Genomic DNA, 16,578 nt, shown 5'->3' on the forward strand with positions numbered 1-16,578 from the left:
GCTCACATGTTGTCAGGCCCGGTCCGGCCGGTCGTCGAGGGTCGGTACGCGCGCTCCGGATCGGTCGGCTCCCGGCCCGCGCCGGCGACCTGCCCGTTGCGGTCCACCGGCTCCGGGCCGTGCCCGAAGGCCGCCTCCTCGCCGGCGTCGTTCGCTGTCACGTCGTCGGCCTGGCCGTCCAGGCTCGACCGCGCCACCGCCCGGTCCAGTTCCTGAAGCGAAGTCCGTTCCTCGTCCCGCCAGACCTTGTCCTCGTTCGTCATACCTGTCGCGGTACCCGGGCGCGGTGCCCGCAAACGGCACCCGGACCCGGCCGCCGCGTGGGTCGTGAGCTGCCCGACGCCCGGCGGGCACCGGAGCCGGCGCGGGTGGCCGGAGCCACGAGCCCGCACCCGGCGCGGGTGGCCGCGGAGACACGACGATGGCCGCCGGGCGAGCCGGCGGCCATCGGAAAGGTTCGCACCCGGGGGGCCGGGGGTCAGGGCTGTGGGCGGTCGACCTCGCCGCGCCAGGCGCCGGTCTCCTGACCGCGCCGCTCGATGAACTTCTTGAACCGCTCCAGGTCGCCCTTCGCGCGCCGGTCGACGATGCCCAGCTTGTCGCCGGCCTGCTCGACCACGCCGTGTGGCTCGAACTCGAGCTGCAACGTGACCCGGGTGGTGTCCGGGGTCAGCCGGTGGAAGGTCACCACGCCGGCCTGCTGGGTGCCGCCCGTCGAGCGCCAGGCGACCCGCTCGTCCGGGAGCTGCTCGGTGATCTCGGCGTCGAACTCCCGCTTCACCCCGGCGATCTCGACCGTCCAGTGGGTCATCGTGTCCGTCAGCTGCCGGACCTCCTGGACCCCCTCCATGAAGTGGGGGAAGTCCTCGAACTGGGTCCACTGGTCGTACGCGGTGCGTACCGGGACGGAGACGTCCACGTGTTCGGTAACGCCACTCATCAGGCATCCTCCTTCGTCCGCCGGTGACGGGCCGGATCGTGCGGGGATCCGGTCACCAGCGGGTCGTCTCGTTCTTGTGGCCGAGCGCGGCCCACACCTCGGAGATCGTCTGGTAGCGGGTGCCCTCGGGCAGCCGCTCCAGTTCGGCGACGATGTCCGTCGGCGCCTCGTTGTCGCGCGCGTTGGCGATCAACGCCGCCCGGTCGCCGGGCAGGGCGCTCATCGTGATGAACCGGCCGAGCCGGCTGCGCCGCTCGACGTCCTCGGAACTCATCCCCTTGGGCGCGCCCGTACGCAGTTCGCCCGCCGGGGCCGTGGTCGCCTCCGGCTGGTCCTCGCCCGCCGGCTCCGGCACCCGGGACTCGTCGACCCGCGAGCCGCCGGTCCCCGGCCCCTGCACGAGGCCGCTGACCTCACGGCTCATCTGCTCGTCGACCCTCGGTCCGTGCTTGCTGCTGCCACGTTCCATGCCTTCTGCGCTACCCGGTGGCACCGGCGGTAAACCGGCGGGAGGCGCCCGGACGGGGTCGGTGGATCACCTGCTGGCCGGCGTCTTCGGGGACAGGACCGGCTCTCCCGGGTCCGCCTCGCCGGCCTGGCGCACCCGGCCGCGTTGGATCTCCGCGTTGATCTGCACGCCGAGCATCAGCGCCGAGTTGGAGAGGTAGAGCCAGACGAGGAACGCGATCACCGCGCCGAGGCTGCCGTAGGTGGCGTCGTACGAGCCGAAGTTGGCCACGTAGAGGCCGAAGCCAAAGGAGGCGAGCGCCCAGGCGAGCAACGCGACCGCGCCGCCGGGGGTGAGCCAGCGAAAGCGCGGCTGCCGCACGTTCGGCGCGATCCAGAACAGCAGGCTCAGCAGCATCATCGTGATCAGCGCGAGCACGGGCCACTTGGCGACGCTCCACGCCGTACGCGCCAGGCCGCCGGCGTTGACCAGGTCGCCCACCGCGTCGGCGACCGGCCCGCTGACGATCAGCCCGGTGGCGACGACCGCCAACAGCACCAGCATGACCGCCGCCAGGCCGATCTGCAGCGGGCGCAGCTTCCACACCGGCCGCCCCTCCTCGACCCCGTAGATGGCGTTGGAGGCCCGGGTGAACGCCCCGATGAAGCCGGAGGCCGACCAGAGCGCGCCGAGCAGACCGAAGCTCAGCAGCACGCTCGCCGAGTCGCTCTGGTCGACCACGCCCCGGACCACGCCGACGAAGCCCTCGTTGGCCACCACCGAGCCGGCACCCATGCCCCGGGCCAGGTCCAGCACGGTGTCGACGGTCCGCTCGCCGTTGGAGACCAGCCCGACCAGGGCGACCACCACGATCGTGGAGGGGAAGAGCGCCAGCACCCCGTAGTAGGTCAGGGCGGCCGCCCGGTCGACGCACTCGTCCTTCACGAAGTTGCGCACGCTGCCCACCAGCACCGCCCGCCACGTCCGCCAGCTGAGCTGGCGCACCTGGCGGGGGAGCCGGGCACGCCGCCGCCCGGTGGCTGCCGTGTCGGGCTCCGTCGTCTGCATGGCCCGCCCCCTGTGCCCCGGCGGCCGGATGACCTGGTGCACCCGGCTTCGCCTGGCCCGCCGGTACCCCCGGCGGAAAATCGACAAACCCGGCGGCCGGTTTGTCACCCGTACCTGGGGGAACGGTCACCAGGAACCCAACGACGCGGAGGAGGACGAGATGCCCGGGCGCGAGGTACTGCCCAGCACGCTGCGACGCTCCCCGAAGAAGGCGCAGCGCACCTGGGAGAAGACGCACGACTCGGCCGTGGAGACGTACGGCGAGGGGGAGCGGGCGCACCGCACCGCCTTCGCCGCCGTGAAGCACGAGTTCGAGAAGGTGGGCGACCACTGGGAGCCCAAGGGCCGCAAGGGGCCCAGCGACCGCCAGGCGGCCGGCGGCGGACCGGGGCGCCGGGCGCCCACCGCCGGCGGGGTGGACGCCAACGCCACCAAGGACCACCTGATGAAGGTGGCCCGCAAGCTGGACGTGCCCGGCCGCTCGACGATGACCAAGGCGGAACTGGTCAAGGCCATCGAGAAGGCGAACAACCGCCAGACCGCCAAGGCCCGCAGCCGCTGAGCCACCCCGGGGTACGCGACGCCGGAGGCTGCCGCGCAGGGGCAGCCTCCGCGCGTACCTCACCAGTGGCCGCCGCCGGGCGCCTCCAGGTGCACCGCCTTCGTCGCGGTGAACTCGTCGAGCAGTTCCGGCCCGTAGCCGTAACCGTGCCCGCTGCCGCGACGCGGATGGGCGGCACCGCCGGGCGCCCCGCCGAACACCGCGTTGACCTTCACGGCGCCCACCGGCAGCTCCCGCCAGGCGCGCTGGGCGTGACTCATCGATGCGGTGAGCACCGTCGCGGCCAGTCCGTACGGCGAGTCGGCGGCGCACCGCAGCGCCTCGGAGAACGAGTCGACGGTGACGATCGCGGCGACCGGACCGAAGGTCTCCTCGCGGACCACGGTCATGTCGTGGCGGCAGTCGGCCAGCACCGTCGCCGGGTAGAACGCCCCCGGGCCGTCGGGCAGCGTGCCGCCGGTGCGGAGCCGCGCGCCCTGGGCCACCGCGGCGGTCACCTGCCCGTGCACGTGGTCGCGGTGTCGCCGGTCCACCAGCGGCCCCAGCTCGGTGCGCGGGTCGCCGCCCGGGCCCACCCGCAGCGCCTCGGCCCGCTCCGCCAGCGCCTGCGTGAAGTCCTCCGCTACGTCCCGGTGCACGTAGATCCGTTCCACCGCGACGCAGATCTGTCCGGCGTTGGCGAACGCGCCGAGGGCCGCCTGCCCGGCCGCCCACAACGGGTCGACGTCGCCGTCCACGACGAGCGGGTCGCTGCCGCCGTTCTCCAGCAGCACCTTCGCCCCGGTCCGCGCCGCCGCCGCCGCGATGGCCCGCCCGGTGGCGGTGGCGCCGACGTGGGCGACGACGTCAACCTCCTGCGCGGCCAGCGCCGCGCCGGTCTCCGGGCCTCCCGTCAGCAGCGACAGCACGCCGGGCGGCAACGCGGAGTCGAGCGCCTTCGCCAGCAGCCAGCCGGTCGCCGGGGCGCGCTCACTCGGCTTGTGCAGCACCACGTTGCCGGTGACGAGGGCCGCGCCGAGCAGCCCGCAGGAGACCGCCACCGGGTCGTTCCAGGGGGTGATCGCGGCGACCACCCCGCGCGGCTGCGGCGTCATGAAGTCGAGGGCGTCGGTGGCGCCGTGCAGGGTCCGCCCGCCGCGCACGGGGGCCAGTTCCGCGTACTGTCGTAGCGTGCCGACGCCCGCCTCCACCCCGCCCCGGGCATCCGGCAGGGGCTTGCCCATCTCGGCCGTCGTGGCCCGGGCCAGGTCGTCGACCGCCGCCGCCACGGCGTCCGCCGCCCGGTGCAGGGCCGCCGCGCGGTCCGCGGGGGCGGTCGCCGCCCACTGTGCCGCGACGCCGCGCGCCGCCTCCACCGCCTTGCCGACCTCGTCGGCCGTCGCCACCGGCGCCGAGCTGACCGGCGATCCGTCGGCCGGATCACGCACGACCAGCTCGCCACCTTCGCCGCCCGCGCCCCACACTCCGCCTATGAGCTGCGCAACCTGGTACATGGCAGTGCATGCCCCGGCCCCGGCGCGACAAACGCGTTTCGCCCGGTTGCCGGCCGGGTAGGCGGGTCGGATGAGTTCGACCGGCGCGGAGAGCGCGGACGCCGTCGTCGTCGGAGCCGGCCACAATGGCCTGGTCGCCGCGAACCTGCTGGCCGACGCCGGCTGGGAGGTGCTGGTGCTGGAGGCCACGGCCACGCCGGGCGGGGCCGTGCGCTCGGCCGAGGTGACGGCCCCCGGCTACCTCAGCGACCTCTACAGCTCCTTCTACCCCCTGGGCTACGCCTCGCCGGTGCTGCGCGATCTGGGGCTCGAGCGATACGGGCTGCGCTGGCGGCACTCCCCGGACGTGCTGGCCCACCTGTTACCCGACGGGCGGGCGGCGGTGCTCAACCGCGACCCGGCGGCCACCGCGGCGTCGCTGGAGGCGTTCGCGCCGGGCGACGGCACGCGCTGGCTGCATGCGTACGACGACTGGCGCCAGGTCGCCGAGCCCATGCTGGAGGCCATCACCACACCGTTCCCGCCGGTGCGCGGGGGCCTGTCCCTGCTGCGCCGGCTGCGGGTCTCCGGTGCGCTGCGGCTGGCCCGGCGGCTGGTCGTACCGGTGCGCAAGCTCGGCGACGAACTCTTCGACGGCGAGGGCGGCCCGGCGTTGCTGGCCGGTTGCGCCCTGCACACCGACCTGTCGCCCGAGGAGGCCGGCTCGGGCGTGTACGGCTGGCTGCTCGCGATGCTCGGCCAGCAGGTGGGCTGGCCGGTGCCGGACGGCGGCGCCCAGAAGATCACCGACGCGCTGGTGGCCCGGTTGACCGAGCGCGGCGGCCGGATCCTCTACGGCGCCCGGGTCGACCGGGTGCTGACCGCACGCGGCCGGGCGGTGGGGGTGCGCAGCGCCGGCGGCGCCCTCTGGCGGGCCCGCCGGGCGGTGCTCGCCGACGTTCCCGCGCCCGCCCTCTACCTGGACCTGGTGGGTGCGGCGGCGCTGCCGCCGCGGCTGGTGGAGGACCTGGCGCACTTCCGCTGGGACGGCTCGACGCTCAAGGTGGACTGGGCGCTGTCGGCCCCGGTGCCGTGGACCAACCGGGCGGTCGCGACCGCCGGCACGGTGCACCTGGGCGCGGACCTGGACGGCCTCACCAGCTACGCCGCCGCGCTGGCCCGAAAGGAGATCCCCCGCGACCCGTTCCTGCTGTTGGGGCAGATGTCGGTGGCCGATCCGAGCCACTCGCCGCCGGGCACGGAGTCGCTCTGGTCGTACACCCATCTGCCGTTTCGCCGGCAGTGGCGGGCCGAGGAGATCGCCGCGCACGTCGAGCGGATGGAGCGGGTGCTGGAGGAGGCCGCACCGGGCTTCCGCAGCCTCGTCGTGGGACGGCACGTGGCCGGCCCGGCCGACCTGGAGAAGGGCGATCCGAGCCTGGTCGGCGGCGCGCTCGGCGGCGGAACCGCCGCCGCGTACCAGCAGCTCTTCCTGCGCCCGATCCCTGGCCTGGGCCGCGCGGACACGCCGGTGGACCGGCTGTTCCTGGCCAGCTCGTCGGCGCATCCGGGCGGCGGCGTGCACGGCGCCCCGGGCGCGAACGCCGCCCGCGCCGCCCTGGCCCGCGACCGTGCCCTGACCGGCGGGCTGTACGCGGCGGGGATCGGCGCCGCGCACCGCGCGGTCTACGGCTGAGCGTCCCTGCCCGGCTGCGGTGCGGCGGGCGGGCCTGGCGGGTGGACCTGGCCGGGCGGGGCGGACCTGGCCCGGGGCGGACCTGGCCCGGACAACTGTGGGCACGGAGCGTGAGCGGATGGTGGCAGGGGTGGGCGGTCCTGCCCGCCCTTTGCTCTGCATCCATATACGCAACGGTTGCTGTGCGTGACCGTGCGCCAGTGGCGGTGCCGCGCCACCGCCGCAAAACCCCAGTTCAGCGAAGTGGTGCGCCCCTGGGTGCAGAGCAAAGGGCGGGCGGTGGCGATCCGAGGGCCGGCTCGCCGACCACCGAGAGTGAGGTGACGCTACGCAGTCGCGGCGCGGCTCAGGAGCCGATGTTGCGGTGCTTGCTGCGCAGCTTGAACGGCATCAGCGCGCTCTCGATCTTGGTCGCGGTGGTCATCTTGGACGCGCCGTCGTGCCGCTCCTGGAAGCGGATCGGCACCTCCAGGATGGTGTGCCCCAGCTTGGTGGCCAGGTAGTGCATCTCCACCTGGAAGCTGTAGCCGTTGGACTGCACCCGCTCCAGGCCGATGTTGCGCAGCGCGTCGGCCCGCCAGATCTTGAAGCCGGCCGTGAGGTCGCGGATCCGCACCCGCAGCAGCGTGTGCACGTAGAGGTTGGCCCAGCCGCTGAGTGCCCGCCGGTAGAGCGGCCAGTTCTCGTCCAACTCGCCGCCCGGCACGTACCGGGAGCCGATCACCACGCCGGCCTGGGTGGAGAGCAGCGCGCCGAGCATGCCCGGCAGGGCCTCCGGCGGGTGCGACAGGTCGGCGTCCATCTGCGCGACGTACTCCGCGCCGCCGTCGAGGGCGCGCCCGATGCCGTCCACGTACGCCCGGCCGAGGCCCTCCTTGCCGGCCCGGTGCGCGACCTCGACGCGGTCGGGATGCTCGATGGCCAACTTGTCGGCCACCTCGCCCGTCCCGTCCGGCGAGTTGTCGTCGGCGACCAGGATCCGCAGGCCCGGCAGCGGCAGGGCCAGCAGCCGCTCGACCAGCACCGGGAGGTTGCCCGCCTCGTTGTAGGTGGGAACCACGACGGTCAGGCGTGCGTCCCGCCATGGCACGGGCAACTGCACGGGTTCGATCATGTCGGACATCCTAGGTCGGCGGACAGGGCTCCCCGTGAGCGTAGCCAGTTGCCGGACGCGGGTCGGAAAGGCCACCCCTACCGCCCCTCACCCGACGCCTTTCTGCCGCGTCGCGATGTCGGCCAGCCGCCTCAGGGTCTCCTTGTTGCGCTGGTGCAGCACCAGGTCGTTGACCTTGTTGCGCACCCACCGCAGGGGTCCGGCGGCGAAGTCCTCGTCGATGCGTACCCGGGTCGCGCCCGCGCCGGCCGCCTCCAGGGTGAAGACCACGATCGCCTCCCCGGCCGGCCAGAGACCCGCGCGGATGACCAGCCGACGCGGCGGCTCACAGGCCAGCACCGTCGAGGAGTCGTGCAGGGACACCGGCCACGGCCCGGCCTTGTGGTGCAGGTGGCTGCCCACCCGGGGCCAGTCGTCGTCCACGTCGCGCACGTGCACCGTGCCGACGACCCAGTCGCTGTAGGTCCACCCGTCCGCCAGAACCGCCCAGACCTGCTCCGGGGCAGCCTCGATCACCTTCTCCACGATTGCCACCCAGCTCACGTACCCCGGGCGCGCACGGGGTAACGGCGCGCGGGTTAGCTTCTCCCGGCCGACGGGTATCGCCACCGGCGTCGGGCGCTCGGGAGCACGTTTACTCCCGGGGGCGCCGGGAACCCGCCGGCTGTGCGACAGGACCAGGTGGAGCCGGATCAGCGCAGGTCAGCCCGGGTTTGTGCCGGCGCTGGCGAGATCGCTTCCGGCCCCGTCCTGTTCGACGCCGTGCTGCTCGACCGCGACGGCACCCTGATCGAGGACGTGCCGTACAACGGCGACCCCGACAAGGTGCGGCCGGTGCCGGGGGCCCGGGCCGCCCTGGACCGGCTGCGGGCGGCGGGCCTGCGGCTGGCCGTGGTGACGAACCAGTCCGGGCTGGCCCGGGGCCTGTTCACCGAGGCGCAGATGCGGGCGGTGCACGCCCGGGTCGAGCAGTTGCTCGGTACGTTCGACGCCTGGCTGGTGTGCCCGCACGACGACGGCGACGGGTGCGGATGCCGCAAGCCGGCGCCGGGGCTGGTGCACGCGGCGGCGCGGGAACTCGGCACGGTGCCGTCGCGGTGCGTGCTGGTGGGCGACATCGGGCGGGACATGGTCGCGGCGTCGGCCGCCGGGGCGTCGGCGATCCTGGTGCCCACGCCGGTGACCCGCCCCCAGGAGGTGGCCGCCGCACCGCAGGTGGCACCGGACCTGCCGGCGGCGGTGGCGGCGATCCTGCGCCGCCAGGCCGCGGTCGACCCCGGCGCCCGACCGGCCCGCACGCGCCCCGGCGGGCGGGCGGGCACGGTGCTGGTGGTACGCGCCGACTCGGCTGGGGACGTCCTGGTCACCGGCCCCGGCATCCGCGCGGTGGCCGCCGACGCCGAGCGGGTGGTGCTGCTGTGCGGGCCCCGGGGCCGGGCGGCGGCGGACCTCCTGCCCGGCATCGACGAGGTCATCGAACACCGGCTGCCCTGGATCGACCCCGCACCCGACCCCGTCGACCCCGTCGACCTGGCCGCGTTGACCGCGCGCCTCGCCGCCGTGGGCGCCGACGAGGCGGTCGTCTTCACCAGTTACCACCAGTCGCCGTTGCCCCTGGCTCTGTTGCTGCGCCTGGCCGGGGTCCGCCGGGTCAGCGCCATCAGCGACGACTACCCGGGCAGCCTGCTCGACGTGCGGCACCGCGTGCCGGCCGGCGTACCCGAACCGGAACGCGCGCTCTCGCTCGCCGCCGCCGCCGGCTTCGCCCTCGCCGCCGACGACGGACCCGTCCTGCGGCTGCGCCCGGCGCCGGCGCCCCCGCCGGAGGTCGGCGCGCCGGGATACGTGGTCCTGCACCCCGGCTCGGCGGCACAGGCCCGGGGCTGCCCGCCCGAACTGGCCGCCCGGATCGCCCGCGCCCTGGCCGCCGCCGGCCACCGGGTGGTGGTCACCGGCGACCCCGGCGAGCGGGAACTGACCGCGTGGGTGGCCGGCGACGTCGCCGTCGACCTGGGCGGGCGGACCTCCCTCGCCGGGCTGGCCGCGACGGTCGCCGCCGCCGCCGCGGTCGTGGTCGGCAACACCGGCCCGGCCCATCTCGCCGCGGCCCACGGGGTGCCGGTGGTCAGCCTCTTCGCCCCCACGGTCCCGTTCGGGCAGTGGGGGCCCTGGCGGGTGCCCACCGTGCGGCTCGGCGACGCGGAGGCACCCTGCCGGGACACCCGGGCCGCCCGCTGCCCGGTGCCCGGACACCCCTGCCTCAGCGGGGTGCGACCCGGGCAGGTCCTCGACGCGCTGCGGCTGCTCGGGGTGACCCCACCGGCCCCGTCCGCGCCGACCGTCGCCCGGGCGACAGGCGTGCCGGCGGAGGCCAGCGTCGGCGGGAGCGGCCGATGAATCTGCTGCTCTGGCACGTGCACGGCGCGTGGACCACGTCGTTCGTGCACGGCAAGCACCGGTACCTGGTGCCCGTCACGCCGGACCGCGGCCCCTACGGCCTCGGCCGCGCCCGCACCTACCCGTGGCCGGACACGGCCGTCGAGGTGACACCCGAGCAACTGCGCACCGCCGACGTCGACCTGGTCGTCCTGCAACGCCCGGAGGAGATCGACCTCGCCGAGCGGTGGCTCGGCCGTCGGCCCGGCCGCGACGTGCCCGCCGTCTACGTCGAGCACAACACCCCCAAGGACGGCGACGTCCCCAACAGCCGCCACCCCATGGCCGACCGCGACGACCTGCTCATCGCCCACGTCACCGGGTTCAACGAGCTGTTCTGGGACACCGGCGCCACCCGCACCACCGTGATCGACCACGGCATCGTCGCGCCCGCCCCGGCGTACACGGGCGAGCTCGACCGGCTCGCGGTGGTGATCAACGAGCCGGTACGTCGCTGGCGGGTCACCGGCACCGACCTGCTGCCCCGCTTCGCCGAGATCGCCCCGCTGGACGTCTTCGGCATGCAGGTGGCGGGCCTGGCCGAGCACCTGGGCCTGCCGGCCGACCGGCTGGTCAGCCACGACGACGTCCCCCAGCACCGGATGCACGCGGAACTGGGGCGGCGGCGGGCGTACCTGCACCTGTGCCGGTGGACCTCGCTGGGGCTCAGCCTCATCGAGGCCATGTCCATCGGAATGCCGGTCGTCGCGCTGGCCGCCACCGAGGCGGCGATGGCGGTGCCACCCGACGCGGGCGCGCTGTCCACCCGCCTCGGCACCCTGCTCGACGCCGCCCGCCGCTACATCGACGAGCCGGCACTGGCCCGCCGGGCGGGAGAGCGGGCGCGCGTCGCCGCCCGGGACCGCTACGGCCTCGACCGTTTCCTCGCCGACTGGGACCGGCTGCTGGAGGAGGAAGTATGCGCATCGCGATGATCTCGGAGCACGCCAGCCCGCTCGCCATCCTGGGCGGCGAGGACGCCGGCGGCCAGAACACGCATGTCGCCGAGCTCTCCGCCGCCCTCGCGGCCGCCGGGCACGACGTGCGGGTCTACACGCGCCGCGACGCGGTGGACCTGCCGGTCACGGTACGCAGCGCCGACGGTTACGACGTGGTGCACGTCCCGGCGGGACCGGCCGAGCCGGTCGCCAAGGACGCCCTGCTGCCGCACATGCGGGAGTTCAGCCGCTGGCTGGTCGACCGGTGGCGGGGCGGCGACTGGGCGCCCGAGGTGATCCACGCGCACTTCTGGATGAGCGGCCTCGCCGCGCTGGCCGCCAGCCGGCAGACCGGGGTGCCGGTCGTGCAGACGTACCACGCCCTCGGGGTGGTCAAGCGGCGGCACCAGGGGGTGCAGGACACCAGCCCCGCCCGCCGCATCGGCTACGAACGGGAGCTGGGCCGCTCCGTCGACCGGGTCGTCGCCCAGTGCCGCGACGAGGTCGGTGAGCTGGTCCGGATGGGGGTGCCCCGGTCCCGGATCACCGTCGTGCCGTCCGGGGTCAACCTGGGCACGTTCGCCCCGCTGGGACCGGCCGCCGAACGCGTCGACGGCCGGCCGCGGATCCTGACCGTCGGTCGGCTCGTCGAGCGCAAGGGCTTCCAGACCGTGGTCCGGGCGATGGCGTACGTGCCCGAGGCCGAGTGCGTGGTGGTGGGCGGGCCGCCCGCCGGCCTGCTGGAGACCGACCCGTACGCCCGGCGGCTGCGCGCCCTGGCGGTGAGCTGCGGCGTGGCCGAGCGGGTGCGGCTGGTCGGGGCGGTGCCGCGCGAGGAGATGGGCCGCTGGTACCGCTCGGCGGACATCCTGGTGGCGGCCCCCTGGTACGAGCCGTTCGGGCTCACCCCGCTGGAGGCGATGGCGTGCGGCGTGCCGGTGGTGGGCACCGCCGTCGGTGGGATCAAGGACACCGTGGTCGGGGGCGTCACCGGTGACCTGGTGCCGGCCCGCGACCCCCGCGCGTTGGGCGACGCGATCCAGGGGCTGCTCGACGACCGGATCCGCCGCTTCGCGTACGCGACGGCGGCGGGGGAGCGGGCCCGGCGACGGTACTCGTGGGCGGCCACGGCGGAGCGGCTGGTGGAGGTCTACGGCGACGTGGCGGTCCGGCGGCCCACCCGGGTGGTGGCCTGAATGGCGGGCGGCACGCCGCTCGACGCGCACCTGACGAACCTGGCGGCGGCGCTGGTGCCGTACCGGCGGCACGAGACGTTGCTGGCGCGGTGGGGGGAGGCCCTCGCGCGCCGGCTGGTCGACGGCGGTCGGCTGCTGGTGGCCGGCAACGGCGGCAGCGCCGCCGAGGCCCAGCATCTCACCGCCGAACTCGTCGGGAAGCTGCGCGAGGACCGCCAACCCCTGTCGGCCATCGCCCTGCACGCCGAGACCTCCGCGATGACCGCCATCGGCAACGACTACGGCTACGACGAGGTCTTCGCCCGCCAGGTGCGCGCCCACGGCCGCGACGGCGACATCCTGCTGCTGCTGTCGACAAGCGGCGCCAGCGCCAACCTGCTCGCCGCGGCCCGGGCCGGCCGCGACAGCGGGCTCACCTGCTGGGCGCTGACCGGGCCCGCCCCCAACCCGCTGGCGGCGCTCTGCCACGACGTGCTGGCCGTCGGCTCGCCCGACAGCCAGGTCGTGCAGGAACTCCACCTGGTGACCAGCCATCTTCTCTGCGAGTACGTCGAGCGGGCGCTGCCGGTGACGCCCGCCGCTCCCGTGCGGGCCGGGGTCGAGGTGCTGCTCGACGGCGGTGCGGGTCAGCAGGTGCAGGCGTGATGAGGGGGGAAGCGTGAGGGGACCCGTCGTGGTGGTCGGTGACACCCTGCTCGACCGGGACGTCGAGGGGGTGGTCAACCGGCTCTGCCCGGACTCGCCCGTGCCGGTGCTGGACGAGACCGCGCACGTGGACCGGCCCGGGGGCGCCGGGCTGGCCGCGGTCTTCGCGGCCGCGCAGGGTGCCGAGGTGGTGCTGGTGACCGCGTTGGCGGACGACGTCGGGGGTGCCCGGCTCAGTTGCCTGCTCACCGACGCCGGCGTGCAGGTGTATCCCCTCGGCTTGAGCGGCGGCACGCCGGAGAAGGTCCGGTTGCGCGCCCGGGGCCGGGTGCTGCTGCGCCACGACCGGGGCGGCGCGGCCGGTACGCCGGGCGAGCCGTCCGAGGCGGTGCTGCGGGTGATCGCCCGCGCCTCCGCCGTGCTGGTCAGCGACTACGGCCGGGGCGTGGCCCGGCAGCCCGCGTTGCGGGCGGCCCTCGCCGCGACCCGGGCGCCGGTGGTGTGGGACCCGCACCCCCGGGGGCCGGCGGCGGTGCCGGGGGTGCACCTCGTGACCCCCAACGAGTCGGAGGTGCGGGAACTGGTGCCGGTCGCGCCGGGGGCGACCCGGTTGGCGGCGGCGTCGCGGGGCGCGCAGGGGTTGCGTCAGCGCTGGCGCGCGGGCGCGGTCGTGGTGACCCTGGGTGGGGACGGCGCGCTGCTCTGCCACGCCGGTGCCACCCCGATGGTGGTGCCCGCCCCGGCCACCGCCGAGGGGGACACCTGCGGGGCCGGTGACCGGTTCGCGGCCACCGCCAGTCTCGCCCTGGCGCGGGGGGCACTGGTCTCCGAGGCGGTGCAGGAGGCGGTCACCGAGGCGTCGGCGTACGTGGCGGGTGGGGGAGTGGCGACAGCGCTGCCGCGTCCGGCGCGTCCCCTGCCGCCGACGGTCGCCAGCCCCGGCGGTGAGCGCGTCGGCGTGGCCGCGACCGCCGCCGTCGTGTCGGCGGTACGCGCGGGCGGCGGCACGGTGGTGGCCACCGGCGGCTGCTTCGACCTGCTGCACGCCGGGCACGTGGCGACGTTGCAGGCGGCCCGACGGCTCGGCGACTGCCTGGTGGTCTGCCTGAACTCCGACGCGAGCGTGACGGGGCTGAAGGGCCCGGACCGGCCGGTGATCCCGCAGGGGGACCGGGCCCGGCTGCTCGCGGCGCTGGGCTGTGTCGACGCCGTCATGATCTTCGACGAGGCCACTCCGCGCGCGGCGCTGTCGTGGCTGCGCCCCGACGTCTGGGTGAAGGGCGGCGACTACGCCGGCGACGGCGGCGAGCCCGCCCTGCCCGAGGCGGAGGTGTTGCGCCGGTGGGGCGGGAACACAGTCGTGGTGCCGTACCTGGACGGCCGCTCCACCACCGGCCTGATCGCCGCCGCCCGGCCCGCCACCGCGGAGCGGGTCCGATGAGCGCCGGGGCGTCCGGCGCGGGGCGCACAGTGCTGGTCACCGGCGGATCGAGCGGCCTGGGCGCCGCCGTGGTCGCGGCCGTGGCCCGCGGCGGCGGCCGACCGTTGGTGCTGGACCGGCAGGCACCCGCCGACGGGGTGCCGTGGGTGGAGTGCGACCTCGCCGACACCCGCGCCGCCGAGGCCGCCACCCGGCAGCTCGCCGAGCGGTCGGGCGGGCTGGACGCCGTCGTCACCGCGGCGGGCATGGACGTGCCCGGCAAGCTGGCGGACGTGCCCGGCGAGACGTGGGAGCGGATCGTGGCCGTGGACCTGCTCGCGACGGCCGCCGTGGTGCGCGCCGCGCTGCCCTTCCTGGAGACGTCACGGGGCAGCATCGTCACCGTCGCCTCCACGCTGGGCGTCAAGGCGGTCGCCGACGCGACCGCGTACTGCGCCGCGAAGTTCGGGGTGGTGGGGTTCACCCGGGCCCTCGCCGCCGAACTCGCCGGCCGGGTGGGCGTCACCCTGCTGGTTCCCGGCGGCATGCGCACGGCCTTCTTCGACGAGCGCGACGCCGCGTACCGACCCGGGCCCGATGCCGTGCTCAACGATCCCGCCGACACCGCCGCCGCCGTCATGTTCGCGCTGTCCCAGCCGGCGGGCTGCGCCGTACGGGAGCTGGTCGTCTGCGCCGATCAGGAGACCTCCTACCCGTGATCCTCGTCCTGCGCGCACTGGGCGTCGGCGATCTCGCCACCGCCGTGCCGGCCCTGCGTGCCCTGCGGGCCGCGTGTCCCGGTGAGGAACTGGTGCTGGTCGCGCCCGGCTGGCTGGCCCCGCTGGTCGACCTCGTCGGCGGCGTCGACCGGCTGCTCGACGCCCCGGGCCTGGGCGCGCTGCCCTGGCGTGGCCCGCCCCCACGGCTCGCCGTCAACCTGCACGGCCGTGGCCCCGACTCCCACCGGATGCTCGCCGCCCTACGCCCGGGCCGCCTGTTGGCGTACGCCAACCCGGAGGCCGGCCACCACGACGGGCCCGCCTGGCGCGTCGACGAACACGAGGTCGACAGGTGGTGCCGGCTGCTCGACCGGTACGGCGTGCGCGCCGACCGCGCCGACCTGGAGCTGCGGCGCCCGCCGGCGGATGGCGTACCGACCGGCGTGACGGTGCTGCACCCGGGCTCCAAGGTCCGGGCGAAGCGCTGGCCGCCCGGCCGGTTCGTGGCGCTGGCCCGGCGACTGGCCGCGCGGGGGCACCGGGTGGTGCTCACCGGCAGCCCCGACGAGCGGGCCACCGCCGAGCGGATCGCGTCCGCCGCGGGGTTGCCCGCCGCCGCGGTGCTGGCCGGCCGCACGGACCTGGGCGCGCTGGCGGCGCTGGTGGCGTACGCCCGGCTGGTGGTCAGCGGGGACACGGGCGTGGCGCATCTGGCGACCGCCTACCGCACGGCGTCGGTGGTGCTCTTCGGCCCGGTCTCCCCGGCGGCGTGGGGGCCGCCGCCGGAGCGGCCCCGGCACCGGGCGCTCTGGGTGGGCGAGGTGGATTGTCCCTGGTGGGACGGGGTAGGAAGCCACCCGACGATGGCGGCCCTCGGGGTCGACGAGGTGCTGGCCGCCGTGGACGAGGTGGAACGGGCGGTGCGGATCTCCGGTGCGGTTGCGGCGTAGTGACCCGGGTGGGCCGGGCTACCGGCGACGCCGGCGCGGCCGGGGCTGGCTCTTCCTGGACCCGTCCGGGCAGCCGGTCCGCGATCCCGACCAGCTCGGCCGGCTGCGCGAGCTGGTGATCCCGCCCGCCTGGCGGGACGTGTGGATCTGCCCCTATCCGAACGGGCACATCCAGGCCACGGGCGTCGACGCGGCCGGGCGCAAGCAGTACGTCTACCACCCGAGGTGGCGGGAGAAGCGCGACGAGGCGAAGTTCGACCACGTGTTGGAGGTGGCCCGCCGGTTGCCGGTGCTGCGCGAGCGGGTCGGCCGGGACCTGTCCGGCCGGGGCCTGCACCGCGAACGGGTGCTGGCGACGGTGACCCGGCTGCTCGACATGGGCATGTTCCGGGTCGGCAGCGACCAGTACGCGGCCGGTGACGAACCGACGTTCGGGGTGTCGACGCTGCGCCCGGAGCACGCCCGGTCCCGGGGCGGCTGCGTGGTCTTCGAGTTTCCCGCGAAGGGCGGCATCGAGCAGGTGCGCCGCATCGAGGACGCGGAGCTGTGCCGGGTGTTGACCAGCCTGCGCCGCCAGCGGCGGGACGCCGACCGGCTGTTCGGCTACCGCGAGGGCGGCCACTGGCGTGACGTGCGCAGCGACGAGGTCAACGAGTACCTGCGCGACGCCAGCGGTGGGGAGATGACGGCGAAGGACTTCCGGACCTGGCACGCCACGGTGCTGGCCGCGACCGAACTGGCGACGACGGGGACGCCGCGTTCGGTCACGGCGCGCCGCAGGGCGGTGGCGGCGGTGATGCGCGACGTGGCGGAGCTGCTCGGCAACACTGCGACGGTGGCCCGGACGTCCTACGTCGACCCGCGCGTGATCGACCTCTTCCACGACGGGGTGGTGGCCCCGGTGGACCCGGCGACGCCCCGGGAGAAGGCCGAACGGATCGTCCTCGAACTGCTCCAGGAGGCCTGACGCGGCC

At 75.6% G+C, this 16,578-nt stretch carries 17 protein-coding genes; 10 read left to right on the forward strand and 7 right to left on the reverse strand.

Annotation, left to right across the window (positions count from 1 at the left end; translation table 11 throughout):
- Window positions 1-2 precede the first annotated feature (2 nt).
- The 4 genes from ACQ452_RS10170 to ACQ452_RS10185 form a co-directional block, all read right to left on the reverse strand.
- The gene (locus tag ACQ452_RS10170) at window positions 3-263 is read right to left on the reverse strand and encodes a hypothetical protein (protein WP_433392558.1); all 261 of its coding nucleotides are present in this window, start codon (window positions 261-263) and stop codon (window positions 3-5) included.
- A 215-nt stretch (window positions 264-478) separates the two neighbouring features.
- Window positions 479-940, reverse strand: coding sequence for an SRPBCC family protein (locus ACQ452_RS10175; protein WP_433392560.1), 462 nt, complete (start codon window positions 938-940; stop codon window positions 479-481).
- 52 nt (window positions 941-992) lie between these two features.
- Window positions 993-1,409, reverse strand: coding sequence for a DUF2795 domain-containing protein (locus ACQ452_RS10180; RefSeq protein ID WP_433392561.1), 417 nt, complete (start codon window positions 1,407-1,409; stop codon window positions 993-995).
- 66 nt (window positions 1,410-1,475) lie between these two features.
- On the reverse strand, window positions 1,476-2,456 hold the full coding sequence (locus ACQ452_RS10185) for a YihY/virulence factor BrkB family protein (RefSeq protein ID WP_433392563.1): 981 nt from the start codon (window positions 2,454-2,456) through the stop codon (window positions 1,476-1,478).
- A gap of 160 nt (window positions 2,457-2,616) precedes the next feature.
- On the opposite strand from ACQ452_RS10185, the gene ACQ452_RS10190 reads away from it, so the two are divergent.
- Entirely contained in the window at window positions 2,617-3,018 is a 402-nt protein-coding gene (locus ACQ452_RS10190) for a ChaB family protein (RefSeq protein WP_433392565.1), read from the forward strand.
- A 59-nt stretch (window positions 3,019-3,077) separates the two neighbouring features.
- Here the strand turns inward: ACQ452_RS10190 and ACQ452_RS10195 are convergent, their stop codons facing one another.
- Complete coding sequence (locus ACQ452_RS10195) at window positions 3,078-4,511, reverse strand: aldehyde dehydrogenase family protein (protein WP_433392567.1); 1,434 nt, start codon at window positions 4,509-4,511, stop codon at window positions 3,078-3,080.
- Window positions 4,512-4,581: 70 nt separating this feature from the next.
- Between ACQ452_RS10195 and ACQ452_RS10200 the strand changes: the two genes are divergently transcribed.
- Window positions 4,582-6,186: a phytoene desaturase family protein gene (locus tag ACQ452_RS10200; RefSeq protein WP_433392568.1), complete on the forward strand. Its 1,605-nt coding sequence runs from the start codon at window positions 4,582-4,584 to the stop codon at window positions 6,184-6,186.
- Between the two features lie 346 nt (window positions 6,187-6,532).
- On the opposite strand, the gene ACQ452_RS10205 is transcribed toward ACQ452_RS10200, so the two are convergent.
- The gene (locus ACQ452_RS10205) at window positions 6,533-7,300 is read right to left on the reverse strand and encodes a polyprenol monophosphomannose synthase (RefSeq protein ID WP_433392570.1); all 768 of its coding nucleotides are present in this window, start codon (window positions 7,298-7,300) and stop codon (window positions 6,533-6,535) included.
- Between the two features lie 87 nt (window positions 7,301-7,387).
- Window positions 7,388-7,834, reverse strand: coding sequence for an SRPBCC family protein (locus tag ACQ452_RS10210; RefSeq protein WP_433392572.1), 447 nt, complete (start codon window positions 7,832-7,834; stop codon window positions 7,388-7,390).
- A 132-nt stretch (window positions 7,835-7,966) separates the two neighbouring features.
- On the opposite strand from ACQ452_RS10210, the gene ACQ452_RS10215 reads away from it, so the two are divergent.
- Genes ACQ452_RS10215 through ACQ452_RS10250 form a run of 8 tightly spaced genes read left to right on the forward strand, consistent with a single transcriptional unit; the run spans window position 7,967 to window position 16,571 of the window.
- Window positions 7,967-9,697, forward strand: coding sequence for an HAD-IIIA family hydrolase (locus ACQ452_RS10215; RefSeq protein ID WP_433392573.1), 1,731 nt, complete (start codon window positions 7,967-7,969; stop codon window positions 9,695-9,697).
- On the forward strand, window positions 9,694-10,671 hold the full coding sequence (locus ACQ452_RS10220) for a glycosyltransferase (protein ID WP_433392575.1): 978 nt from the start codon (window positions 9,694-9,696) through the stop codon (window positions 10,669-10,671). The genes ACQ452_RS10215 and ACQ452_RS10220 overlap by 4 nt, the downstream gene beginning before the upstream one ends.
- A complete protein-coding gene (locus ACQ452_RS10225) occupies window positions 10,656-11,870 on the forward strand; it encodes a glycosyltransferase (protein ID WP_433392577.1) in 1,215 nt (404 codons plus the stop codon). The genes ACQ452_RS10220 and ACQ452_RS10225 overlap by 16 nt, the downstream gene beginning before the upstream one ends.
- Window positions 11,871-12,515: a D-sedoheptulose-7-phosphate isomerase gene (locus ACQ452_RS10230; RefSeq protein ID WP_433392579.1), complete on the forward strand. Its 645-nt coding sequence runs from the start codon at window positions 11,871-11,873 to the stop codon at window positions 12,513-12,515.
- A gap of 13 nt (window positions 12,516-12,528) precedes the next feature.
- Window positions 12,529-13,956: a PfkB family carbohydrate kinase gene (locus ACQ452_RS10235; RefSeq protein WP_433392581.1), complete on the forward strand. Its 1,428-nt coding sequence runs from the start codon at window positions 12,529-12,531 to the stop codon at window positions 13,954-13,956.
- Entirely contained in the window at window positions 13,953-14,654 is a 702-nt protein-coding gene (locus ACQ452_RS10240) for an SDR family oxidoreductase (RefSeq protein WP_433392583.1), read from the forward strand. The genes ACQ452_RS10235 and ACQ452_RS10240 overlap by 4 nt, the downstream gene beginning before the upstream one ends.
- Window positions 14,651-15,604, forward strand: a complete 954-nt coding sequence (locus ACQ452_RS10245; RefSeq protein ID WP_433392585.1) for a glycosyltransferase family 9 protein — start codon at window positions 14,651-14,653, stop codon at window positions 15,602-15,604. Before ACQ452_RS10240 ends, ACQ452_RS10245 begins: the two co-directional genes overlap by 4 nt.
- Window positions 15,588-16,571, forward strand: coding sequence for a DNA topoisomerase IB (locus ACQ452_RS10250; RefSeq protein ID WP_433392586.1), 984 nt, complete (start codon window positions 15,588-15,590; stop codon window positions 16,569-16,571). Before ACQ452_RS10245 ends, ACQ452_RS10250 begins: the two co-directional genes overlap by 17 nt.
- The last annotated feature ends 7 nt before the right edge of the window (window positions 16,572-16,578 follow it).

It is taken from the genome of Micromonospora sp. KLBMP9576, assembly GCF_050941805.1.
Lineage (GTDB): Bacteria > Actinomycetota > Actinomycetes > Mycobacteriales > Micromonosporaceae > Micromonospora.